The organism is Acinetobacter sp. FDAARGOS_494, assembly GCF_003812225.1.
GTDB classification, from domain to species: domain Bacteria; phylum Pseudomonadota; class Gammaproteobacteria; order Pseudomonadales; family Moraxellaceae; genus Acinetobacter; species Acinetobacter baumannii.
In genome coordinates this window covers 1,564,317-1,587,778 of record NZ_CP033866.1, presented here as the reverse complement: position 1 = coordinate 1,587,778, position 23,462 = coordinate 1,564,317, and the positions used below count along the sequence as shown (strand labels likewise).

Below are 23,462 nucleotides of genomic sequence, written 5' to 3'. Positions count from 1 at the left end.
AAACACTAAGTAATTTGGCTTAGATAAAACTGGAATAAAAACTTGATCAATAGTTATGTTATAACATAACATTATTGTGGTTTAGAAATAGATTACGCCTGTGATCTGGCCATATTTAAATGGCCAGCCATGATCAGTTTAAATATTATTCAAAGAGATCAAGCCATGCACACTGCAATCGCCAACTCATTTGCCAAGCTTCCCGTCACTGTTTTATCGGGCTTTTTGGGTGCAGGAAAAACTACATTACTCAACCATATTTTAAATAATCGCGAAGGCCGCCGTATTGCCGTGATTGTTAATGATATGTCAGAGGTAAATATTGACGCGGCATTAGTACGCGAAGGTGGGGCAGAGCTTTCAAGAACAGATGAAAAACTGGTTGAAATGAGTAACGGCTGTATCTGTTGTACGTTACGAGAAGACTTATTGGTTGAAGTGAGGCGTTTAGCCGATGAAGGACGCTTTGACCAATTGGTGATTGAGTCAACAGGCATTTCAGAACCTTTACCTGTGGCAGAAACTTTTACTTTTGAAGATGAAGATGGAAACTCACTCAATGAGTTTGCTCGACTCGACACTATGGTTACGGTAGTCGATGCTTTTAACTTTCTTAAAGACTACAGTTCAGTTGACTCCCTACAACAACGCGGCGAATCATTAGGCGAGCAAGATGAGAGAACTGTGGTTGACCTTCTTATCGATCAGATTGAGTTTTGTGATGTGATTGTACTGAATAAAATTGATTTGATTGATCAGGCTCAGCAAGATCAGCTTATCGCCATTTTAAAAACGTTAAACCCGCGTGCCCGAATTGAAATTGCTCAATTTGGAAAGGTCGCTTTAGATAAAATTTTAAATACACAGTTATTTGATTTTGATGAAGCCGCGCAAGCACCGGGTTGGTTAAAAGAGTTACGCGGCGAGCATACACCTGAAACTGAAGAGTATGGCATTAGTAGCTTTGTTTATCGTGCCCGCCGACCTTTCCATCCAGAGCGTTTTTATGATTTGGTTCAGGCTGAATGGCCGGGAGTCGTGCGTTCCAAAGGCTTTTTCTGGTTGGCTGCCGAACCGACATTGGCTTACTCATGGTCACAAGCGGGAGCAATGGCTCGACACGGTTTAGCTGGTTATTGGTGGGCAGCCGTTGCAGAAGAAGACTGGCCGAGTGACCTAGCCAGTATTGAAGAAATTAAGAAAAACTGGGATGCCCGCACAGGTGATGCGCGTCAGGAGCTGGTTTTAATTGGTATGCAAATGGATGAGCAAGCTTTAATACAACGCTTAGATAGCTGCTTGTTAAACGATGAAGAAATGGCTTTAGGACCACAAGCATGGCAGAGCTGGTCTAATCCTTTTAAGCAAGATGATGAAACGATGTTGATCGCTTAATAAAAAAGCCCCTATTTTCAAGGGGCTTATTTTTTTATGATTTATCTTTAATAAAAACCTTTCGAATGTAGCTGTTAAGCGGGGTGGAATAGTATTTTTCAATTGCTGCGCTAATGATAAAAGTCAGAACCAAATAGCCAATTAAAAGCATAATTTTAATGCTAGAGTCGGTTTGGGCTGGAATAAAAGCAACCTTCATAAGGCCCAGCACAACCAGATGAAACAAATAAGTTTCGTAACTTCTTTGCCCCAACCAGACCATCACTTTGGTAAATAGGTTATGCGCTTGTGTTTCGGAAGGATGTTGAAAACACAAAATCAGTAAGCTTGTGGCAAAAGCAAATAAGCTAATACCCCATGTACTGACTTCTTTAATGGGCGCATATAAATATAGAGCGGTCATACTCAAAATAATCAACCATGAAAGAGGTTTTTTATAGGTCCAATCTGGTCGATAGGTATGAGAAAATATCGCCGTTAAACAACCAATTGCTATACCATCAAAACTCGAAAAATAATGATATAAATAGGCACCGCTTTCTTCTCCAAAATGGAGAGACCTAAAATAAGGTCCATATAAAATCACTCCAACAAGTACAGTAATAAAGACCTTATTACTACGCGTAAGTAGACACAATAATGGAAAAACAAAGTAAAAAACTTCTTCTACAGAGAGCGACCACAACACGCCCAAAGCGTAGTTTACCCAACCAAATTTAATAATCAGGATATTCATCCAGAAGGTTAAGGCTGCAAATATGGTTAAAGGATAAGAGACCTCAATGCCATTCGGTGCTTGGTTCATAAAGGGTTTTAAGTCAAATGAACCAAGTATGCTTACACCTAAAATGAGTAATACCAGACACGGTAAAATACGTGCTGCCCGTCGGATATAAAAATGCTTGAGGTTAATTGCAGAAAATTGTTTGTCTCGTTTTAAAGTGTGATGGGTAATTAAAAAACCCGAAATCACAAAAAACATGGTGACGCCATAATTTCCGTTTCTTGCGATGACTGTGCTAAATGCTTCACCTAAAAAATCAAAACCTAACCATGTATCTTTGAGTTTATAGGGAATATTAAAATGATGTAAAAGAACCAAAAGGATAGAAATTCCTCGAAGAATATCTATTTTATAATTACGCATTCGATGTGCTTCCAGTTTTATTAATATACTGTGTGGCAGAAGAATACTATCGATCAGTTATTTTAAATAAAAATTTTAAGCATCATTTCGTAAACCAGAAAAAATGATATTTTTGTTTTCTAGGATGGGGCACTGGCTTAGCAGAAATAACTATTAAATAAATATTGATAAAGCCTTTATATATTTGAATTTCTCTACATAAAACTTTAAATTAGCTCTTGTCGAGCTATGTTTATTTTTTAAACTTTTTAAAATATATTTAATTCATAAATTAACATGTTGTATGTGGTTGTATATACATAGCATGTCAACTAAAATACCTTTTTGCCTGCTGCCTTTTTGAGTATTTGTTATGCCCAGAACATCAAAACAAGAACATACTGAGCTTTCGATTGAAGCTGATAGTCCAGTTCCTTTATATCAGCGCGTAAAACAGCTGATTTCACAAAAGATTTATGAAGGCTCTTGGGCTGTAAATAAAAAAATTCCTTCGGAAAGTGAACTGGTTAATCAACTCGGCTGTAGCCGTATGACGGTAAACCGTGCGCTACGTGAGTTAACAACAGAAGGCTTACTTGTTCGAATTCAGGGTGTTGGTTCTTTCGTTGCTGAAGGGCAAGGCCGAACTGCACTTTTTCAAATTAACAATATTGCCGATGAGATTATTGCACGAAACCATAAGCACCATGCTGAAGTTTTAGTCTTAGAACAAATTTATGCAAATGCAGAGCAAAGCGTGTTAATGCAGACTCGCGAAGGGCAAAAATTATTTCACTCGATTATTGTGCATTATGAAAATGATGTGCCTGTTCAGGTCGAAGATCGTTTAGTTGATGCGGCACTGATTCCAGATTATTTAGAACAAGATTTTAAAACCATTACCCCAAATGCTTACCTCATGGCAAAAGCACCCGTGACAGAAGGTGAACACATTGTTGAGGCCGTTTTAGCATCGCCTCAAGAGTGTAAGTGGTTAAAGATTACTAAAGCTGAACCGTGTTTACTCATCCGCCGTCGCACATGGTCAAACAAACAACTCATTTCAAGTGCACGATTGATTTATCCGGGCAGTCGCTATTATCTCGAAGGGAAATTTAATCCATGATTAAATTGATCAGGGCCGATCAATATACAAAAATGCTTTGGAAAAATGGTGCAGGCTTTACTTTAGAAATTGCTCGAAGCCAAGGTGAAGCCGACTTTGAGTGGCGCATTTCGATGGCAGATGTAACAACTTCTGGACCATTTTCGTTATTTCCGAATAAGCAACGCATTATTAGCGTACTCGATGGGCAGGGCATGGTACTGCATGTCGATGACCTTCCTGCCAAAAAGCTGAAACAGGGCGATATTTTTGCTTTTCATGGTGAAAGTCAGGTCCAAAGTGAACTGGTAGACGGTGCAATTCGGGATTTAAATTTAATTTATGATCCTGCAAAGTTTCATGCCCGTTTTCAGTGGTTGAATGAGGCAGCGGAGCAGGAATTTATAAGTTCGGCAGACCTGATTTTTATTTTTAATCAGGGTAGTGAAACGGAAGTGAACGTTGATGAGCATTCCGTTCAGCTTGCTGCTCATGAGACGCTAAAAATTGAGAAAAAATCTGGTGTCACATCAATCAATTTTCCAAAAAAACAGCTCAAAAGTTGCTATATCATTGAGTTAATTCAACGTTAAAAAGACATCATTTACTGATTAAAAAGCACATGTCTTGTTAGAAGATATGTGCTTTTTTTATGTCAGATATAAAAATAAATTAATTTAATTCATAAGTTTATTCAACTTTTTAAAAAAAATACGAGCAAGCCTCTTCACGCCGAAAAATATTTGTGTAGTATATAGATGTATATACAAGTTAATACATTACTATACAAATGCAGAAACAAGTGATGTTCTGCTGATGTAAGCTCAAAGGAAGGAGTCCGACTGTGACAACAACGACAACAAAATTTCGTGATGTAGAAATTCGTGCACCACGCGGCACTGAATTAACGGCTAAGAGTTGGTTAACTGAAGCCCCATTGCGTATGTTGATGAATAACCTTGATCCGGACGTTGCAGAAAACCCGAAAGAATTGGTGGTATACGGTGGTATTGGCCGTGCAGCACGAAACTGGGAATGTTTCGACAAAATTGTAGATACGCTAAAAAATCTTGAAACTGACGAAACTTTATTAGTTCAATCAGGCAAACCAGTAGGTGTATTTAAAACTCATAAAGATGCGCCACGCGTTTTAATTGCAAACTCAAACCTTGTACCGCACTGGGCAAACTGGGAACACTTTAACGAATTAGACGCTAAAGCTTTGGCAATGTACGGTCAAATGACAGCGGGTTCGTGGATCTACATTGGTAGCCAAGGTATTGTACAAGGTACTTATGAAACTTTCGTTGAGGCAGGTCGCCAACATTACAATGGTGATTTAAAAGGTCGTTGGGTTCTTACTGCTGGTTTAGGCGGTATGGGTGGTGCTCAGCCTTTAGCTGCAACACTTGCAGGTGCATGTTCTTTAAACATTGAATGCCAACAAGCAAGTATCGATTTCCGTTTACGTACTCGTTATGTAGATGAACAAGCGACTGATTTAGACGACGCTTTAGCACGTATTGATCGCTATACAAAAGAAGGTAAAGCAATTTCAATCGCACTTCATGGTAATGCTGCTGAAATTTTACCTGAGCTTGTACGCCGTGGTGTACGTCCAGACATGGTGACTGACCAAACAAGTGCACACGATCCACTTAATGGCTACTTACCAGTAGGCTGGACTTGGGAGGAATATCGTGAACGCGCGAAAACAGAACCGGAAGCTGTTGTAAAAGCTGCAAAACAGTCGATGGCAAAACACGTACAAGCCATGCTTGATTTCCAAAAAATGGGTGTTCCAACATTTGACTATGGTAATAACATCCGTCAAATGGCGAAAGAAGAAGGCGTAGCAAACGCTTTTGATTTCCCAGGCTTCGTACCTGCATACATCCGTCCGTTGTTCTGTCGCGGTATTGGTCCATTCCGTTGGGCAGCGCTTTCTGGTGACCCAGAAGATATTTATAAAACAGATGCCAAAGTTAAAGAGTTAATTCCTGATGATGAGCATTTACATCACTGGTTAGACATGGCTCGTGAACGTATTAGTTTCCAAGGCTTACCAGCGCGTATTTGCTGGGTAGGTTTGGGCTTACGTGCAAAACTTGGTTTGGCATTTAACGAAATGGTTCGTAGCGGTGAATTGTCTGCACCGATCGTGATTGGTCGTGACCACTTAGACTCAGGTTCGGTTGCAAGTCCTAACCGTGAAACTGAAGCAATGCAAGACGGATCAGATGCAGTATCAGACTGGCCTTTATTAAATGCATTGTTAAATACAGCAGGCGGCGCAACTTGGGTGTCTCTACATCATGGTGGTGGTGTAGGTATGGGCTTCTCTCAACACTCAGGCGTTGTGATTGTGTGTGACGGTACAGATGAAGCTGCTGCACGTATTGCTCGCGTACTAACCAATGACCCTGCAACAGGTGTTATGCGTCATGCCGATGCAGGTTATGAAATTGCGATTAACTGTGCCAAAGAGCAAGGCCTACACTTGCCAATGATCACCCAATAAAAATACATGGAAGAACTGGCGGTGCTTTTTGCAATTGTGAAAAGCACCGTCTCAGCAGAATATAGTGCAAAAAATTAGGAAGCCAACATGGAATTACTGATCCAACCGGGAAAACTGACCTTAGCCGATTTACGTCAAGCTTACCTCAACCCAATTAAAGTTAAACTAGATGAAAGTGCTTCATCTGCAATTAATGCAAGCGTGGCTTGTGTAGAGCAAATTGTAAATGAAGGACGTACAGCTTACGGTATTAATACAGGTTTTGGCTTACTTGCCTCAACTAAAATTGCGCCTGAAGATTTAGAAAAATTACAGCGTTCATTAGTTCTTTCGCATGCGGCAGGTGTAGGCGAAGCACTTGATGATGCAATGGTTCGTTTAATTATTCTATTGAAAGCAAATAGCTTGGCACGTGGTTTCTCTGGTATTCGTCGTAAAGTCATTGATGCTTTGTTGGCCTTAATTAATGCTGAAGTTTACCCACACATTCCACTTAAAGGTTCAGTAGGAGCTTCTGGCGACTTGGCACCACTTGCACACATGTCTTTAGTTTTACTTGGTGAAAGTAAGGCACGTTATAAAGGTGAATGGTTACCAGCAGTTGAAGCTTTAAAAATTGCAGGTTTAGAACCAATTTCTTTAGCGGCTAAAGAAGGTTTGGCACTTTTAAATGGTACACAGGTTTCAACAGCTTACGCTTTACGCGGCTTATTCGAAGCAGAAGATTTATTTGCTGCCGCGACAGTTTGTGGTGGCTTAAGTGTTGAAGCAATGCTTGGTTCACGTGCACCTTTCGATGCGCGTATTCACGAAGTACGCGGCCAACGTGGTCAAATTGATGTGGCTGCGGCTTATCGCGATTTATTGACTGATTCGAGTGAAATCTCTCGTTCACATGAAGAATGTGGCAAAGTTCAAGACCCATATTCTTTACGTTGCCAACCACAGGTGATGGGTGCATGTTTAACTCAAATCCGTCAGGCTGCTGAAGTATTAGAAATTGAAGCAAATGCTGTATCTGATAACCCGCTTGTGTTTGCTGAACAAGGTGACGTGATTTCTGGTGGTAACTTCCATGCAGAACCTGTTGCAATGGCGGCCGACAATTTAGCATTGGCAATTGCAGAAATTGGTTCACTGTCTGAACGTCGTATTTCCATGATGATGGACCGTCATATGTCACAGCTTCCACCGTTCTTGGTAGCAAATGGTGGTGTTAACTCGGGCTTTATGATTGCTCAGGTAACCGCTGCTGCTCTTGCAAGTGACAACAAAGCGCTTGCACATCCTGCAAGTGTGGATAGCTTACCGACTTCAGCCAACCAAGAAGACCATGTATCGATGGCTCCAAATGCTGGTAAACGTCTTTGGTATATGGCTGATAACGTTCGCGGCATTTTAGCTGTTGAATGGTTAGGCGCTTGTCAGGGTCTAGACTTCCGTGAAGGTTTAAAAAGCTCGCCTAAACTTGAACAAGCTCGTAAAATCTTGCGCGACCAAGTTCCTTACTACAGTGAAGACCGTTTCTTTGCTCCTGATATCGAACAGGCTAGTGAATTGCTTGCGAGTGGTTGCCTAAACGAGTTACTCATTCCAAAACTACTCCCTAGTTTATCTGAAGTGTGATTGATAAAACGGTCACATGGAGTGGCCGAATCCAACTAAATTTCCTCAAGGATTGGAGATTATAATGTCACAAAACTCCACACTACAGCGGGGCTTAAACACCCGCCACATTCGTTTCTTGGCATTGGGCTCAGCAATTGGAACTGGGCTTTTCTATGGTTCGGCAACTGCTATTAAAATGGCAGGGCCTTCAGTATTACTTGCGTACATCGTTGCAGGGATTGCAATTTATATTGTGATGCGCGCACTGGGTGAAATGGCAGTCCATAACCCTGTCTCTGGCTCATTTAGCCACTATGCTTCTCAATACATTGGTCCTTTGGCCGGCTTTACGACAGGCTGGACTTATGTTTTTGAGATGGTGATTGTTGCAATTGCCGATGTCACTGCGTTTGGTATTTATATGGGGTTCTGGTATCCCGATGTCCCACGGTGGATCTGGATTTTGTCTCTCATCATGTTCTTGGGCGCAATTAACCTCATTCATGTGAAAGTCTTTGGTGAACTCGAATTTTGGCTCTCAATTGTCAAGGTGAGTGCCATTGTTGCCATGATTTTAGGTGGCTTAGGTTTGATGTTCTATGGCTTCCATGCTGACCATAGCAGTGTAGTGCCGGGGATTCAAAACTTATGGATCTATGAAGGCTTTATGCCACATGGCATTGCAGGCTTGGTTGCATGTTTATCTGTAGTGGTATTTGCTTTCGGTGGTATCGAAATTATTGGTATTACAGCAGGTGAATCACAAGACCCGAAAACCACTTTACCGAAAGCAATTAATGCTGTTCCGGTACGTATTTTACTTTTCTATGTACTAACCATCTTTGTACTCATGTCGATTTTCCCATGGAACCAGATTGGTAGCCAAGGCAGTCCGTTTGTACAAATTTTTGAAAACTTAGGCATTAAATCTGCTGCAAATATTTTAAATATTGTAGTGGTAACTGCTGCAATTTCGGCAATTAATAGTGATGTGTTTGGTGCAGGCCGTATGTTGTACGGTATGGCAAATCGTGGTCAAGCACCTCGAATTTTCCAAAAATTATCGCGTAATGGCGTGCCTTGGATGACTGTTGTGGTTATGGCTGGCGTACTGTTAATTGGCGTCGTGCTGAACTACCTGATTCCTGAAAATGTGTTTGTCATCATTGCATCAATTGCAACGTTTGCAACTGTTTGGGTATGGCTCATGATCTTGCTTTCGCAAGTCGCGATGCGCCGTAAATTATCTACTGCTGAAATTAAGGCACTTGATTTCCCTGTATTTGGCTGGCCATATGCCCCTGCTTTTGCAATCGGTTTTATGGTGTTCATTTTAGTGATGATGGGCTACTTCCCAGACTCGCGTCCTGCAATTTATGTAGGAATCACTTGGCTTGCTCTCTTAACTATTGCTTATCGTATTTGGGTAAAACCAGAGCAAAGCTTGGGAAAGGAAAGTGAGCCTGTCCAGCAAAACATAGAAATGGAAAGCTAACAAATCAGCTGCCCAATAGTTTTACTGTTGGGCAGTTTCGAGGATAGGCTAATGAAAAAACTTTGGCAAAACTGCCATATTGCCACCATGCAAAATGGGCAATATTCCTACATTGAAGATGCTGCAATTGTTACCGAAGGGCATCTCATCCACTGGATTGGAAAACAACAACAACTTCCTACCGACACTTATTCCGAAACAGTTGACTTAAATGGTGCTTGGGTAACCCCTGGGTTCATCGACTGTCATACGCATAGCGTATTTGGTGGCAATCGTAGTGTTGAGTTTGAAAAGCGCTTACAAGGTGTAAGTTATGCTGAAATTGCAGCAAGCGGTGGCGGTATTGCAAGTACAGTACGCGCAACACGTGAAGCCAGTGAAGAACAACTCTTAAACTCAGCACTGAAACGTATTCGCTGTATGCAGCAAGACGGTGTCACCACCATTGAAATTAAGTCTGGCTACGGACTCAATTACGAAAACGAGCGCAAAATGCTGCGTGTAATCCGTCAAATTGGTGAAAAATTACCGATGACGGTCAAAAGTACCTGTTTGGCTGCCCATGCGTTACCGCCAGAGTACAAAGATCAAAGCGATGCTTATATCGAGCATATCTGCACCGAAATGCTGCCTAAACTACATGCTGAAGGCTTAGTCGATGCAGTTGATGCGTTCTGTGAGCATTTAGCATTTTCGCCAGCTCAGGTTGAACGTGTTTTTAAAACGGCACAATCATTGGGGCTACCCGTTAAACTTCATGCTGAACAGCTTTCATCGCTAGGTGGCTCAAGCTTAGCAGCACGTTATCATGCTTTGTCGGCCGACCATTTAGAATACATGACTGAAGATGACGTCAAAGCAATGGCAGCGTCAGGCACAGTTGCAGTGTTATTACCGGGTGCCTTTTATTTATTGCGTGAAACCCAATACCCACCGATTGAAAGTCTGATTAAGCATGGCGTGCGTATTGCGCTATCGAGCGATTTAAACCCCGGCACATCTCCGGCACTTTCTTTGCGTTTAATGCTGAATATGGGCAGTACGCTATTCCGTCTGACACCTGAGCAAGCATTAGCAGGTGTCACTATTCATGCTGCACAAGCGCTCGGTTTAGAGCAAACACACGGTAGTTTGGAGCAGGGTAAAGTCGCTGACTTTGTCGCTTGGGATATTGAGCATCCATCTGAAATTGTTTACTGGCTGGGCGGAGATTTGCCTAAGCGAGTCGTTCAGCATGGACAAGAAGTTATTTTTTAAACGGTGTCACATGAATCACACATTTAAATGGCAAGGCCGACATGATGGCGAGGGTGAGGCACATCAACGTATTCACCATATAGTGAACACCACCCAACATGCTGAATTTGCCCTGATTGGTTTTAGCTCTGATGAAGGCGTAAAACGTAATAAAGGCCGTGTTGGTGCTGCCGACGCACCAGATGCGATTCGTACCCAACTTGCTAACTTACCAATTCATCGTCCAGTCAGTATTGTCGATTTGGGGACGGTGACCTGTGAATATGGCAATTTAGAGCAAGCACAAAGCGAATTAGCTGAACAAGTCGCAAATAGCCTAGAACATGGCTTAAAACCTGTTGTATTGGGCGGTGGACATGAAGTTGCATTTGGCAGCTTTAGCGGTCTGTTCCAATATGTACAAGCCCACGCACCAAATAAAAAAATCGGCATTATTAATTTCGATGCCCATTTTGATTTGCGTGAAGCAGAGCATGCCACCTCTGGAACACCTTTTTTACAGGCAGCTCGACTTTCAGAACAGCATCAAAAACAATTTAATTATTTATGTATTGGGGTTGCCAACCATGCCAATACTAAAATTTTGTTTGATACTGCCGATGCGCTGAATTGTTCATATTTACGTGATCATGAGGTTAATATGTTTAACCTAAACAACGTGCTCGTAGCGGTTGATGCTTTTATTGAAAAAGTAGACTGCTTGTACGTTACGATTGATCTAGATGTCTTCACGGCTGCGGTTGCACCGGGAGTCAGTGCACCTGCTGTAAAAGGAATTGATTTAGCGACTTTTGAAGCAATTTTTAAGCATATTCAAGAGACTGGAAAAATCAAACTTTTAGATATTGCTGAGTGCAATCCAAAATTTGATTTAGACAATAGAACTGCAAAGTTGGCTGCCTATATTGTTTATCAATATTTGTTTTCTTGAGAAACAATTTTTAAGGTAGAAATGAAAAAGTGCACTGAGATCGCTCATGTGCGCTTTTTTTTGACTTTCTGGTAAATTAAAGTCAGATACGGAATATAGATAGCAACTATAATTAATTTAATTAAAAAGAAAATTAATTTATAAAATCATTGAGTTAAAAAATACTCGATTTTTACACTATTTTATATGCTGCTTGGCACGTAATTTGTTTTGTCTTTATTTTAACCTTTGTTAAATATGTTTGGATAATTAAATGAAAAACAGAACCTTACATTTTGCTTGTATCAGTGTTTTATTTTGGATGTCTCATTCTTCTGGTGCTGCAAACCCCGAAATTAATACGAATACCATCGAAAAATCACAATCTAAACAAAAGAGTGATATCTCTGTTCGGGTGAAAGCTTTAAACCAGCTTTTACAAGAGCAGTGGGAATATACTTTAAAAAATAATCCTGAAATTGCAACGACTTTAGGTGATTTACGCTACAACAATCGGTGGACCAAGTTTTCAAAAACTCAGATTGAGAAAGATAAAAAAACTACGCAAAATTTTTTAAAACGTTTTGAAGCAATTGATAGCACAGGGTTTTCAGCAACTGATCAATTAAATAAAGATTTAATGATTTATCAGTTGAAAGAGTCACTTAAATATTATGATTTGAAATTGTATGAGATGCCTTTCAATCAAATGTGGGGACTACATTTACAATTTCCGGGATTTATTAGTTCGATTCCATTTGATAATGCTAAACAATATCAAGACTATATTTCTCGTTTAAAACAAATTCCTCTTATTCTTGAGCAAGGTATTCAGTTAGCGAAACAAGGACAAAAAGATGGCTTGATGCCACCCAAATATTTAATTGAAAAGGTGGCAAAGCAGATTGATAGCATTGCAACTCCAGCAGGAAAGGACAGTGTGTTTGCTTCTCCATTAAAGCAATTTCCAAACAACATTTCGAAAGCAGAACAAGAGCGTTTAAGCCGTGAAGTACTACAGGTCATAGACCAGAATGTACGGCCTGCTTATCAAAAACTCGGGACGTTTATTCAGAAAGATTACTTACCCTATGGACGACAACACGAGGGTATATGGAGCTTGCCAAACGGTGAAGAGCTCTATCGCTTTTATGTAGAAAACAATACGACAACCTCTGAAAGCCCTGAAACTATTCATCAGCTCGGATTAAAAGAAGTTGCTCGGATAGAAGCGGAAATGCTGAAAATTGCCAAAGCACAAGGTTTCAATAATTTAAAAAGTTTCCAACAATCATTAAAGACAAATCCTGCGGTTTTCCCAAAATCTCGTGAAGAAATTTTAGAGATTTATCGCGGGTATATTGCCCAAATGCAACCAGAGCTGCCGAAGCTGTTTGGTTTATTACCCAAAAATAAAGTCGAGGTTTTACCTGTAGAGCAATATCGCGAAAAAGAAGCGGCAGGTGCGGAGTATCATCAAGGAACGCCTGATGGTTCACGGCCGGGACAGGTATATGTAAATACTGGCGATTTCTCTGAACGTTCCAAAATATCAATGGAAGCAACCGCTTACCATGAAGCAATTCCCGGCCACCATATGCAGATTGATATTGCCCAAAACCTACCAAATTTGCCGATGTTCCGAAAGCAACCCAACCACACCGCCTACATTGAAGGATGGGCACTTTACGCCGAGCAGTTGGGTAAAGATGTTGGTTTCTATAAAGACCAGCTTTCAGACTATGGAAGACTCTCGAGTGAGTTGTTCCGTGCTTGTCGGTTAGTGGTGGACACTGGCGTACACTATAAAAAATGGACCCGTCAGCAAATGATTGATTTTATGCGAGAACACTCAGCTTTAGATGAACCCGATATTCAGGCAGAGGCAGACCGATATATCGCTATTCCTGCCCAAGCATTGGCATATAAGATGGGTCAACTCAAAATTTTAGAGCTACGGGAGCTTGCAAAACAGGAGCTTGGAGATCGTTTTGATATCAAAACGTTTCATGACATGATTTTAAATGCAGGAACACTGCCTTTAAATATACTGGATGCCCGTATTAAAAATTGGATTAAGGAACAAAAAGCGGCAGCTTAAAACAAAAATCAAAATTTAGGTCAGGTCCTCGAAGGGCCTGATTTAAAAACCAATAGAAAACAGAATATAATTATAAAAAATATATTTTATTTCAGAACTTTAAAATGGAAAAATCTTTAAAAGAATACCAAGCTATTATTTTTGATATGGACGGTACTTTAGTCGACTCCTTTCGCTTCTTTTTAGGGGCATTAAATCAGCTTGCCAAGAAGCATAAATTTAAATCTGTAGAGCTACATGAAGTAGAGCAGTACAAACATCTTTCACCAAAAGAAATTATGAAAGAGATGAATGTTTCTAGGTGGAAACTGCCTTGGATTGCCAAAGATTTCATTCGTTTAATGAAAGAAAGAGATCAAGAAGTTTACATGTTTGAAGGCATGCGGGATCAGCTAATAGAACTACATAAGCGGGGATATACGCTCGCAATTATTACTTCAAACTCTAAAGAAAACTGTCAAAGTATTCTTGGTACAGAACTATGTGAACTTTTTAGCCATATTGATGGTGGCTCGTCTATATTTGGTAAAGCTAAACGAATTAAGCGTGTTCTAAACATTTTGAATTTAAATAAAGAGCAGGCTATTTATGTTGGTGACCAAACGACTGATGGCGAAGCTGCACATAAAGCAGGCATTGATTTTGCTGCGGTAGGTTGGGGTTATACATCGGCTGAAAAATTAAAAACCATTCAGCCCAAAGTCGTGCTAACAGACTTGGCAACCATGAAAAAATTTTTCTGAATATATGAAATGCAGGACAAACCATGAATAACAATAACAACCCGATTGGAATGATTGATTCTGGTTTAGGTGGGTTGTCTCTTTTTAAGCATATTCGGCAGGCCCTTCCGAATGAAGACATTATCTATTTCGCTGACTCGAAATATGTCCCGTATGGAGACAAAGAAAGCGACTGGATTGTTTCACGAACCACGCATTTAATTTCAAACTTAGTTGCTCAGGGCAAATGCAAAGCGATCGTAATTGCTTGTAACACCATGACGGCTGTAGCGATTGAAACGATTAGAGCGCAAATTAATGTGCCACTTATTGCAATAGAACCCGCCGTAAAACCGGCAGTAGCAATCACTCAAAGTAAGCATATTGCGGTTTTGGCAACTGCCACCACGGTAAAGGGTAAAAATTTAAAAAGTTTAATTGAAACGTATGCGCAAGATATTAAAGTGTCTTTAGTGCCTTGTATTGGCTTAGCTGAAAAAATCGAAACGGGCAAAGCACATACCGCGGAAGTTAAAGATTATTTAAAAAATATTTTGGCGCCGTTGGTCGAGCAAAAAGTCGATACGATTATTTTAGGATGCACACACTATCCATTTGTCTCAGATACGATTCAGGAAATTGTAGGCCGTGATATTCAAATTATTGAGCCTTCGGAAGCTGTGACAGCGCAATTAATACGGCAGCTCAATCAATATCATTTAAGTTCTGAAAGTCCAAATGAGGGGAATCATATTATTTGGACCAGTTCAGACCCGTTGGAAGTTGCGGACGTTACTTTTTCTTTGTTATCTGAGAAATTGTCTGTAAAAGCTGTAGAGCTATAAAAAGCCCAATAGGCAATTAATGCATATCGGGCTTAATAAATCAGTTATTAAAGCAGGTGATGCCTTAATAATGATCTTTTTTGAATTACTCTACAGTTACTGACTTCGCCAAGTTACGTGGCTGGTCAACGTCTGTACCACGTAATACAGCAACGTGATAAGACAACAACTGAACTGGTACGCTATAAATGATTGGTGCAAGCCATTCGTTTACTGCTGGAATTTGTACAACGTGTTGACGATCTTTTTCGACTACACCGCTATTTTCATCAGCAAAAACGAATAACTCACCGCCACGCGCCTGAACTTCTTCCATATTCGACTTAAGCTTATCAAGCATTTCGTCATTTGGCGCAAGAATCACGATTGGCATTTCAGTATCAACAAGTGCCAATGGGCCATGTTTTAACTCACCAGCCGCATAACCTTCTGCGTGAATATATGAAATTTCTTTAAGCTTTAATGCACCCTCCAAAGCGATTGGATAGTGTGTGCCTCGGCCTAAGAATAAACAGTGTTGTTTTTCAACGAACAATTCTGATAAACGTAAAATTTCAGCATCTTGCTTAAGCGTATCTAGAATGACTTTCGGGCTGTGCCACAATTCACGAGCAAGCTCTTCAATCATCACATTGCTAATACGTTGTTTCACTTGACCAATTTTCAAGATTAACAACATTAATGCAGCAAGCTGAGTCGTGAACGCTTTTGTTGATGCAACACCAATCTCTGGGCCTGCAAGTGTCAATAAGTGGTGATCAGTTTCACGCACCATTGAAGAAGTTGCGACGTTACAGATCGTTAAAGTCTGAATGTCGATATTATTTGCTTTAGCACGTTTTTGAGTTTCACGTAGTGCAGCTAAGGTATCCGCTGTTTCACCTGATTGTGAAATACAGATGTAAAGTGTATTTTCCACAATCACTGGTGAGCGATAACGGAACTCACTCGCAATCTCAACTTGGCATGGCACACCAATTAACTGTTCAAACCAATATTTAGCGATCATTCCTGAGTGATAACTTGTACCACACGCAATAATTTGAACACTTTGAAGTTTACTGAAATCTGCATCAGCATCTTTCAAGAAATCATCACGTAAATTGTTGCCATCAAGCGCTTGAGAAATTGTTTGTTTGATTGCTTCAGGCTGCTCATAAATTTCTTTGAGCATGTAGTGTTTATATTCACCTTTTGAAGCACTGCTTACAGTTGCATCAAGTTCTTTAACTGGACGTTCAACACGTTCACCTTTTACAAATACTTCAATTGAAGTACGAGTAAGACGGGCAATATCGCCTTCCTCTAAGTAAATAAAACGGTTTGTTACTGGTAAAAGGGCCAATTGGTCTGAACTGATAAAGTTCTCGCCAATACCCACACCAATTACAAGTGGTGAACCTTCACGTACAGTAATGAGTTCATCTGGGTAATCGCTGTGAATAATACCTAACGCATAGGCACCTTTAAGCTGAGGAACTACAGATTCTACTGCTTCAAGTAAACTATCAGTATTTTTTAGAGCTTCTGCAACTAAATGGGCTACCACTTCAGTATCTGTTTGAGAAGTAAATACATATCCTAAAGCTTGAAGGTCATCTTTAAGCTCTTGATAGTTCTCGATAATACCGTTGTGAACGACTGCTACCTTGCCTGACATGTGCGGGTGAGCATTATTTTCGGTCGGTTTACCGTGTGTTGCCCAACGGGTATGCGCAATACCAATTGCTCCAGTAAGCTGGTGTTCTGAAACAGCATCTGCAAGATTGGCAACTTTACCAACACGGCGCTCACGTAAAATTTGCTGGTTATTGAGTAAAGCAACGCCTGCCGAATCATAACCACGATATTCAAGACGTTTTAAACCTTCAATTAAAATCTCGGTTACACAACGTTCTGCAACGCCTCCGACGATACCACACATATTTCAATCCTCTTATTTTTTAAGCTTTTGGGGACGTTGATAATTTGCTTTAGAAATTTGTTGAGCACGCTCAAAGGAGAGACTTTGTTCAGCCACATCTTTCGTAATCACAGAACCCGCACCGACTGTTGCTCCATTACCAATAGTCACAGGCGCAACCAGCGAGCTATTAGAACCGATAAAAACTGCATCGCCAATAGTGGTTTTGTGTTTATTTGCACCATCATAATTGCAGGTGATTGTACCTGCCCCAATATTTGATTCAGCACCGATCTCGGCATCACCTAAATAGGTGAAATGGTTAGCTTTACTGCCTAGACCGATCGTTGTATTTTTGACTTCAACAAAGTTGCCGATATGTACTTCGTTTGCCAATTTAGCACCTGGACGTAAGCGTGCGAATGGACCAATTTGGGTATTTTCCCCAACAACTGCTCCATCAAAAACGCTGTATGCTTGGACTTTAGTGCCCGCTGCAATGGTTGTATTTTTTAAGATACAGCCAGCACCGATTTCGACAAAGTCACCGAGTTCACAGTCGCCTTCAATAATGACATTCACATCAATACGAACATCATGACCAACTTTTACTGTACCACGTAAATCAAAACGTGCAGGATCAGCAAAAGTTACGCCTTGCTGCATAAGTTCTTTTGCTTGTTGCTTCTGAAATTCACGCTCAAGTGCTGCAAGTTGCAGGCGGTCATTTACACCTTCAACTTCAAATGCGAGCTCTGGTTGAATTGAGGCGATTTCTAGACCATCAGCAACAGCCATCGCAACGATATCAGTTAAATAGTATTCGCCTTGTGCATTTTCATTTGAAAGCTTAGGCAACCACTCATGAAGTTTTGCATTGCTGACACAGTAAATACCTGTGTTGATTTCTTGAATTTGACGCTGAGCTTCGGTTGCATCTTTATGTTCAACAATTGCTTGGATTTTACCGTCTTGGCGGACAATACGGCCATAACCTGTTGGGTTATCGACATGTAAAGTAATCATGCCAATACCGGTTTTATTTGATACTTCAATCAGTTGTTCAAGTGTTGTTTGACGGACTAAAGGAACATCACCGTATAAAATTAATGAAATGCCGTCTTTAGGAAGTACCGGTAAAGTCATCTGTACAGCATGACCGGTCCCTAACTGTTCTGCTTGTTCAACCCACTGAATATTTTCTTGTGCGAAAGTCTTTTTTACGTGATCGCCACCATGTCCATAAATGGTAATGATGTTTTCTGCTAATAGTTGTTTTGCTGTTTTAATAACATGTCCTAGTAGCGGGCGACCAGCTAAAGGTTGTAGTACTTTAGGGAGCTGAGAACGCATTCGCGTTCCTTTGCCTGCAGCAAGAATAATGACAGTAGTTGACATGAATAACTCGAATGATTTAACTCAAATGGATAATAATTAGTGTACAAAGAGCAGCCCATACACCGGCAATAATATCGTCAAGCATAATACCAAAACCACCGTGTACTTGGCGATCAATGACGCGTATAGGCCAAGGTTTCCAAACATCGAAAATTCGAAATAATATAAATCCTGTAATTACCCAAATCCAATTTATTTGTTGTAAATAGAGCAGGGGAATAAAGGTAATAGATTGACCTGCAAATTCATCCCACACAATTCGACCATCATCGTGTACGTTGATTACTTTTGCAGTTTGACCGCAAATATAAATACCCACCACTGACATGATGAGAATAGCGATTAAACTTAAAGTAAATCCGAGAGATAACCAGATGGGAACAAAAAGTAAGGCGAAAGCAGAGCCAAAAGTACCAGGTGCTTTAGGAGCAAGACCAGATCCAAAACCAACCCCACAGAAAACGATGCAGCGGTTGAACCAAGACATGTCTTTAAAATGAATCGGCGGTTTATGCAAAGTGTTGGTATCCATGAATTTGCAATGGGTAATCTGAACCCAAATGCTCAAAAGTTAGTTTTGTTTGCTCAACGATCTGTCCGATCATTGTAATCTTAACGTCTAGTTGTTTTTGCAAAAGTTTTTCATAATTTTGCGGTGTTATTGTAAAACATAATTCGTAGTCATCACCACCTGCCAAGGCATATTGCCAACGTTGTCGTTCTTCTAGTTGTTGCAGTACAGGATCGACAGGTAATTTTTCTAGGATGAGTCGTGCTCCAACCGTGGATGCTTTTAAAATATGTCCTAAATCTTGAGCTAAACCATCTGACACATCGATCATGCTAGAGGCGAGCCCTTTTAGCTCTTCTCCAAGCTTACAACGTGGCGTCGGATAGTCCAGTCTTTGTTGTAGGGAATGTCCTAAATGCTGAAGCCCATAAGCAGCATCACCAATCTGCCCACTTACACAAACATAATCACCGACCTTAGCGCCTGAACGTAATACAGCTTTTCCTGTTTCAATCCAGCCCATGGCTGTGACGGTAATGGTAAGGTGCGGACCTTGAGTGGTATCTCCGCCAATTAAGGCAACTCCAAATTGATCACAACAGTCATAGATTCCCTGACTAAATCCTTCAAGCCACTCATGGTCAACTTGAGGCAAGCTGATTGCAAGTAAAATACTATGAGGTTTTGCACCCATTGCAGCAATATCAGACAGATTTACGGCAACACTTTTCCAGCCAATCGCATGGGGCGAGGTTTCAAGAGGGAAGTGACGTCCAGCAACAAGTGTATCTGCACAGATCACCAGTTGTTGATTTGGAGGGGGAGTAATTAAGGCTGAGTCATCACCAATACCAAGCGCAACGTCAGGATGTGACTGACGATTAAAGTATTGATCAATAATTGAGAACTCAGCCATAGAACATCAAGCCTATTATTTTGCTTGTTGTTTTTCTGCGCTACGCAGTGTCGAACTTAAACGGTCTAATACACCATTGATGTATTTATGACTGTCTGCTCCGCCAAAATGCTTCGCAAGTTCGATTGCTTCATCAAGTACCACACGATATGGAATTTCTAGATGATCACGTAACTCGTAAGCACCTAAACGCAAGGTTGCGAGCTCTACACCATCTAGCGCGTCAATTTCACGGTCAAGTACCGGAATAAGTAACGCATCAAGGTCTTCGTGCTGAGCGATAACTTGAGTAAGTAGTTCGTGATAATAGTTCAAGTCTACCTTGTGCATTGCATTTTCAGCACGTGTACGCGCTTCGATTTCATGTACAGGGTTGTGACTCATTTGCCACTCATAAATACCTTGTACAGCAAAACGACGTGCTTTACGTTTTGCTGCATAAGCGGCTTGCAGTGTTTGAGACATGCTTTAAATTGCCTTTAATAAATTAACCATTTCAATTGCAGTTAAAGCAGCTTCGCTACCTTTGTTTCCTGCTTTTGTACCTGAGCGTTCGATTGCTTGCTCGATGCTGTCAGTAGTTAATACACCATTGATAACAGGCAAGCTGCTTTCTAACGCAACTACACCTAAACCTTTCGCACATTCACCAGCAACAAAGTCAAAGTGAGGTGTGCTACCACGAATGACTGCACCGAGTGCAATGATGGCATCAAACTGGTTTGATGTAGCTAATTTTTTAGCAACGATCGGTAGTTCCCATGCGCCTGGAGCGTGAATAACAGTAATGTTATCTTCATTTACGCCATGACGTTTTAACGTGTCGATCGCGCCTTCTAATAAGTGTTCAACAACAAAACTGTTGAAACGACCCACTAAAATCGCATAACGACCTTCGCTTGCGAGATGTAATAAACCTTCAATACGGCGAATTGCCATAGCAACCTCGATTATTTCGTTGTGATTTGATCAGCAGTGACATATTCCACTACTTCTAAATTAAAGCCAGATAAGGCATTGAAACGCAATGGTGAGCTCAGAAGCTTCATTTTTTCAACACCTAAATCACGCAAAATTTGAGCACCAACACCAATGGTTTGATATTGATGTGAAAGTGCTGCATTGGATTTCACCGGTTTTGGCTTAGTTAAATCATCCAACGCTGGTCCCAAGTCTTGCAAATGATCTTGTCCGATCCAGACTAAAACGCCGCGGTCACTTGCTGCAATCGTTTGTAGCGCACGGTCTAGATTCCAAGCCGGTTCACCGTCAGCTTTATTTAGCTTAAGCAAATCGCGAACAGGACTAAAACCATGTACACGTACCGTTGTAACACCTTCTTTTGGCTCACCTTTGACTAAAGCCAAATGAATGTCAGGGTTACCTATCTCACGATAGCGATAGAGCTCAAATGAACCATATTCTGTTTGAATCGTTCTTTGATCCAAACGTTCTACAGTTTGCTCATTGGTCATACGGTAGTGGATTAGGTCGGCAATTGTACCAATTTTTAGGCCATGCTTCTCAGCAAAAATTTCTAAATCTGCGCGGCGTGCCATTGTGCCATCTTCTTTGATGATTTCACAAATGACAGATGCAGGCTCAAGACCTGCTAGTCGTGCTAAATCACAACCTGCCTCGGTATGACCTGCACGGTGTAATACACCACCTGGCTGTGCCATGAGTGGGAAAATATGGCCCGGTTGTACAATATCGGTTGGTTTGGCATGTGCTGCCACAGCAGCTTGAATCGTGTGAGCACGTTCTGCTGCCGAAATACCTGTAGTAATACCTTCAGCTGCTTCGATAGATAACGTAAAGTTAGTACCATGCTGGGCACCGTTCTGGTCAACCATCAGCGGGAGGTTTAATTGTTTACAACGTTCACGGCTTAAAGTTAAGCAAACTAAACCGCGTGCATGTGTAATCATGAAGTTAATATCTTCAGGGCGTACATGCGTTGCTGCGATGACAAGGTCACCTTCATTTTCACGGTCTTCGTCATCCATTAAGATGACCATTTTGCCTGCACGAATATCGGCGACAAGTTCTTCAACACGACTCAGCGGCATTCGCTTTCACCTTTTTTTGTCGTAAGACAATTTCTATTGAATAAATTTCGCATAGTTTACGCTGTTTATAGAATTTTGCCTATGATTCTGATTTATCCAAATTTACGACTCAACATCATAGAACCGGATTTATTTAGATAAATAAATCATAAGGAAATAAAATTATTTAAAATAAATACCATAAATTTAGATAAAAAAACCTAGCCGGATGGCTAGGTTTAAATGCGCACAATAAATTTTTAAGATGCTGCACTACTCGGGCTGTCATTTTGAGGAATTGATTTTTTACCCATCAAAATTTCAGTTCGAATATTTTGTGCAAGCTCTGCACATTCAGCATTCATACCATTGATCATAAATGCATGACGAGTCATGACATTACTTGGGTTAGGCATTGCAACAAGCTGATAGCTGTCTTGAATTGCTTTAAGCTGTTCATTATCAAGGTAGAGTGCAGATTCTTTCGCATGAAGATGTTGCGCTAAACGTTGAGCAGCTTCTTTGGCATCAATTTGCATTGCTTCTACGGCATTACACACGGCACTGCGAGTTTGTAGCGCAAAGCGTTTATCTTCACGGTAACGCTTATATAAAACGTCTGAAAGCAATTGGAAAACCGTACCTACCATAAGTAGACACTCTACAGCGTGTGGATGTGAAGTCGAAATGGCAAGTGTTGCGCCCTCTGCATGAAACTCGTCTACGACATCAATATCAGTCGCTTTCAAATGATAATGCTTCGTACATAGCTCAATACTCTTGTTTAAGAAGAGCTGACAAAGTTTAAAGTACGGTACAGAAACAGACTGGTTAACACTACTTAATAACTGTTTAGGGTCATAAAATTGAATATTAAGTGCCAAGGTATTTTGGTCTGTAGACTCTAAGCTTTTTTCTGGTTGTGAGCGAACAATTGGTTTCGCTTTAGCTTGCTGCTGAGCTTGAGCTACCAAGGTTACCGTATTTTGTTTTTCAAGTGCTAGAGCTTGAGTTAACTCTTGAATTTCATGTTTTAAACGATTTTCTTCATTAATACGGGCTAAGTATTCGCTACGTGTTGGGCGAGCAATGGCACGGTAAGCTAGCCATAATAAAACATGTAAAAACAGTGAAGCTAAAATCGCAAGCCATTGGGTACGAAGAATTTCCCCAATACTTGGTTGAATTAGTGTGATTTCAATAGAACCGACTTTTTTCTCGTTTTGAAGCGCATCACGAACAAAAATTTCACCTTGGCGAGTTTTTGACATGCCGCTTGTTGCCAAAACTTGTTTATTGGCGTCAAGAATACGGATAGATGCCACACTTGGATTGGTCGCATAGCGATTGGCAATCAGAGCTAAAGAGACCGTATTGGCAGGTTCAAGCTCAGATAAGCTGTCTGCAACGAGTTGACTGGTCATGAGCTGACCTTGACTCGCACGGTTTTCATTGAGCTGGTGTGTCGTTGCAATCACCAATAAAAAGGTATGCAATGCAAAACTAATGATCAGTAGGCTAGCAAATAGCCCTTGTCTAGGCGCAATCAAGTTAAACTTCCAAGGCAATTATATTGAAATTCGATTATGATTCTTACA

At 40.8% G+C, this 23,462-nt stretch carries 20 protein-coding genes; 11 read left to right on the top strand and 9 right to left on the bottom strand.

Going from position 1 to position 23,462, the window contains the following annotated elements:
• Nucleotides 1-129: 129 nt before the first annotated feature.
• Complete coding sequence (gene zigA, locus EG365_RS07685) at nt 130-1,395, top strand: zinc metallochaperone GTPase ZigA (protein WP_000624541.1); 1,266 nt, start codon at nt 130-132, stop codon at nt 1,393-1,395.
• 34 nt (nt 1,396-1,429) lie between these two features.
• Here zigA and EG365_RS07680 read toward each other — a convergent pair whose 3' ends face one another.
• Nucleotides 1,430-2,542, bottom strand: coding sequence for an acyltransferase family protein (locus tag EG365_RS07680; RefSeq protein ID WP_001246964.1), 1,113 nt, complete (start codon nt 2,540-2,542; stop codon nt 1,430-1,432).
• A gap of 352 nt (nt 2,543-2,894) precedes the next feature.
• On the opposite strand from EG365_RS07680, the gene hutC reads away from it, so the two are divergent.
• The 10 genes from hutC (at nt 2,895) to murI (ending at nt 15,085) form a co-directional block, all read left to right on the top strand.
• Nucleotides 2,895-3,647 carry a histidine utilization repressor gene (gene hutC, locus EG365_RS07675; RefSeq protein WP_001138319.1) on the top strand — a complete coding sequence of 251 codons (753 nt, stop codon included), beginning with the start codon at nt 2,895-2,897 and terminating at the stop codon, nt 3,645-3,647.
• Nucleotides 3,644-4,219, top strand: coding sequence for a HutD family protein (locus tag EG365_RS07670; protein ID WP_000593442.1), 576 nt, complete (start codon nt 3,644-3,646; stop codon nt 4,217-4,219). Before hutC ends, EG365_RS07670 begins: the two co-directional genes overlap by 4 nt.
• A 251-nt stretch (nt 4,220-4,470) precedes the next feature.
• A complete protein-coding gene (gene hutU, locus EG365_RS07665) occupies nt 4,471-6,147 on the top strand; it encodes a urocanate hydratase (RefSeq protein WP_000214184.1) in 1,677 nt (558 codons plus the stop codon).
• Nucleotides 6,148-6,234: 87 nt separating this feature from the next.
• A complete protein-coding gene (gene hutH, locus EG365_RS07660; protein ID WP_000421600.1) occupies nt 6,235-7,773 on the top strand; it encodes a histidine ammonia-lyase in 1,539 nt (512 codons plus the stop codon).
• Between the two features lie 64 nt (nt 7,774-7,837).
• The gene (locus EG365_RS07655) at nt 7,838-9,250 is read left to right on the top strand and encodes an amino acid permease (RefSeq protein ID WP_000081464.1); all 1,413 of its coding nucleotides are present in this window, start codon (nt 7,838-7,840) and stop codon (nt 9,248-9,250) included.
• Nucleotides 9,251-9,301: 51 nt separating this feature from the next.
• Nucleotides 9,302-10,507 carry an imidazolonepropionase gene (hutI, locus tag EG365_RS07650; RefSeq protein ID WP_000737802.1) on the top strand — a complete coding sequence of 402 codons (1,206 nt, stop codon included), beginning with the start codon at nt 9,302-9,304 and terminating at the stop codon, nt 10,505-10,507.
• A gap of 10 nt (nt 10,508-10,517) precedes the next feature.
• Nucleotides 10,518-11,438 (top strand): formimidoylglutamase, encoded by a 921-nt coding sequence (gene hutG, locus EG365_RS07645; RefSeq protein WP_001016889.1) that lies wholly within the window; start codon nt 10,518-10,520, stop codon nt 11,436-11,438.
• A 253-nt stretch (nt 11,439-11,691) separates the two neighbouring features.
• Complete coding sequence (locus EG365_RS07640; RefSeq protein WP_000797598.1) at nt 11,692-13,518, top strand: DUF885 domain-containing protein; 1,827 nt, start codon at nt 11,692-11,694, stop codon at nt 13,516-13,518.
• Nucleotides 13,519-13,622: 104 nt separating this feature from the next.
• On the top strand, nt 13,623-14,261 hold the full coding sequence (locus EG365_RS07635; protein WP_000415724.1) for an HAD family hydrolase: 639 nt from the start codon (nt 13,623-13,625) through the stop codon (nt 14,259-14,261).
• Between the two features lie 23 nt (nt 14,262-14,284).
• Nucleotides 14,285-15,085 (top strand): glutamate racemase, encoded by an 801-nt coding sequence (gene murI / locus EG365_RS07630; RefSeq protein ID WP_001063716.1) that lies wholly within the window; start codon nt 14,285-14,287, stop codon nt 15,083-15,085.
• An 85-nt stretch (nt 15,086-15,170) separates the two neighbouring features.
• Here the strand turns inward: murI and glmS are convergent, their stop codons facing one another.
• The 8 genes from glmS to EG365_RS07590 form a co-directional block, all read right to left on the bottom strand.
• Nucleotides 15,171-17,009, bottom strand: a complete 1,839-nt coding sequence (gene glmS, locus EG365_RS07625; protein WP_000334189.1) for a glutamine--fructose-6-phosphate transaminase (isomerizing) — start codon at nt 17,007-17,009, stop codon at nt 15,171-15,173.
• Nucleotides 17,010-17,021: 12 nt separating this feature from the next.
• Entirely contained in the window at nt 17,022-18,386 is a 1,365-nt protein-coding gene (glmU, locus tag EG365_RS07620; protein ID WP_000108584.1) for a bifunctional UDP-N-acetylglucosamine diphosphorylase/glucosamine-1-phosphate N-acetyltransferase GlmU, read from the bottom strand.
• Nucleotides 18,387-18,402: 16 nt separating this feature from the next.
• A complete protein-coding gene (locus EG365_RS07615; protein ID WP_000380675.1) occupies nt 18,403-18,918 on the bottom strand; it encodes a phosphatidylglycerophosphatase A in 516 nt (171 codons plus the stop codon).
• Complete coding sequence (gene thiL / locus EG365_RS07610) at nt 18,896-19,813, bottom strand: thiamine-phosphate kinase (RefSeq protein ID WP_000807396.1); 918 nt, start codon at nt 19,811-19,813, stop codon at nt 18,896-18,898. The genes EG365_RS07615 and thiL overlap by 23 nt, the downstream gene beginning before the upstream one ends.
• Before the next feature lie 15 nt (nt 19,814-19,828).
• Nucleotides 19,829-20,278, bottom strand: a complete 450-nt coding sequence (gene nusB / locus EG365_RS07605) for a transcription antitermination factor NusB (protein WP_000084188.1) — start codon at nt 20,276-20,278, stop codon at nt 19,829-19,831.
• Between the two features lie 3 nt (nt 20,279-20,281).
• The gene (ribE, locus tag EG365_RS07600) at nt 20,282-20,752 is read right to left on the bottom strand and encodes a 6,7-dimethyl-8-ribityllumazine synthase (RefSeq protein WP_001007829.1); all 471 of its coding nucleotides are present in this window, start codon (nt 20,750-20,752) and stop codon (nt 20,282-20,284) included.
• A gap of 11 nt (nt 20,753-20,763) precedes the next feature.
• The gene (gene ribBA / locus EG365_RS07595; RefSeq protein ID WP_001131392.1) at nt 20,764-21,885 is read right to left on the bottom strand and encodes a bifunctional 3,4-dihydroxy-2-butanone-4-phosphate synthase/GTP cyclohydrolase II; all 1,122 of its coding nucleotides are present in this window, start codon (nt 21,883-21,885) and stop codon (nt 20,764-20,766) included.
• A 239-nt stretch (nt 21,886-22,124) separates the two neighbouring features.
• A complete protein-coding gene (locus tag EG365_RS07590) occupies nt 22,125-23,432 on the bottom strand; it encodes a hypothetical protein (RefSeq protein WP_002000748.1) in 1,308 nt (435 codons plus the stop codon).
• Between the last annotated feature and the right edge of the window lie 30 nt (nt 23,433-23,462).

Coding starts and splice junctions, on each gene's coding strand:
- thiL (WP_000807396.1), bottom strand. CDS start 19,813: ATGGCTGAGTTCTCAATTATTGATCAATACTTTAATCGTCAGTCACAT.
- EG365_RS07655 (WP_000081464.1), top strand. CDS start 7,838: ATGTCACAAAACTCCACACTACAGCGGGGCTTAAACACCCGCCACATT.
- ribBA (WP_001131392.1), bottom strand. CDS start 21,885: ATGCCGCTGAGTCGTGTTGAAGAACTTGTCGCCGATATTCGTGCAGGC.
- glmU (WP_000108584.1), bottom strand. CDS start 18,386: ATGTCAACTACTGTCATTATTCTTGCTGCAGGCAAAGGAACGCGAATG.
- EG365_RS07615 (WP_000380675.1), bottom strand. CDS start 18,918: ATGGATACCAACACTTTGCATAAACCGCCGATTCATTTTAAAGACATG.
- hutI (WP_000737802.1), top strand. CDS start 9,302: ATGAAAAAACTTTGGCAAAACTGCCATATTGCCACCATGCAAAATGGG.
- EG365_RS07670 (WP_000593442.1), top strand. CDS start 3,644: ATGATTAAATTGATCAGGGCCGATCAATATACAAAAATGCTTTGGAAA.
- murI (WP_001063716.1), top strand. CDS start 14,285: ATGAATAACAATAACAACCCGATTGGAATGATTGATTCTGGTTTAGGT.
- ribE (WP_001007829.1), bottom strand. CDS start 20,752: ATGGCAATTCGCCGTATTGAAGGTTTATTACATCTCGCAAGCGAAGGT.
- glmS (WP_000334189.1), bottom strand. CDS start 17,009: ATGTGTGGTATCGTCGGAGGCGTTGCAGAACGTTGTGTAACCGAGATT.
- hutH (WP_000421600.1), top strand. CDS start 6,235: ATGGAATTACTGATCCAACCGGGAAAACTGACCTTAGCCGATTTACGT.
- EG365_RS07680 (WP_001246964.1), bottom strand. CDS start 2,542: ATGCGTAATTATAAAATAGATATTCTTCGAGGAATTTCTATCCTTTTG.
- EG365_RS07640 (WP_000797598.1), top strand. CDS start 11,692: ATGAAAAACAGAACCTTACATTTTGCTTGTATCAGTGTTTTATTTTGG.
- zigA (WP_000624541.1), top strand. CDS start 130: ATGATCAGTTTAAATATTATTCAAAGAGATCAAGCCATGCACACTGCA.
- nusB (WP_000084188.1), bottom strand. CDS start 20,278: ATGTCTCAAACACTGCAAGCCGCTTATGCAGCAAAACGTAAAGCACGT.
- hutC (WP_001138319.1), top strand. CDS start 2,895: ATGCCCAGAACATCAAAACAAGAACATACTGAGCTTTCGATTGAAGCT.
- EG365_RS07635 (WP_000415724.1), top strand. CDS start 13,623: ATGGAAAAATCTTTAAAAGAATACCAAGCTATTATTTTTGATATGGAC.
- hutG (WP_001016889.1), top strand. CDS start 10,518: ATGAATCACACATTTAAATGGCAAGGCCGACATGATGGCGAGGGTGAG.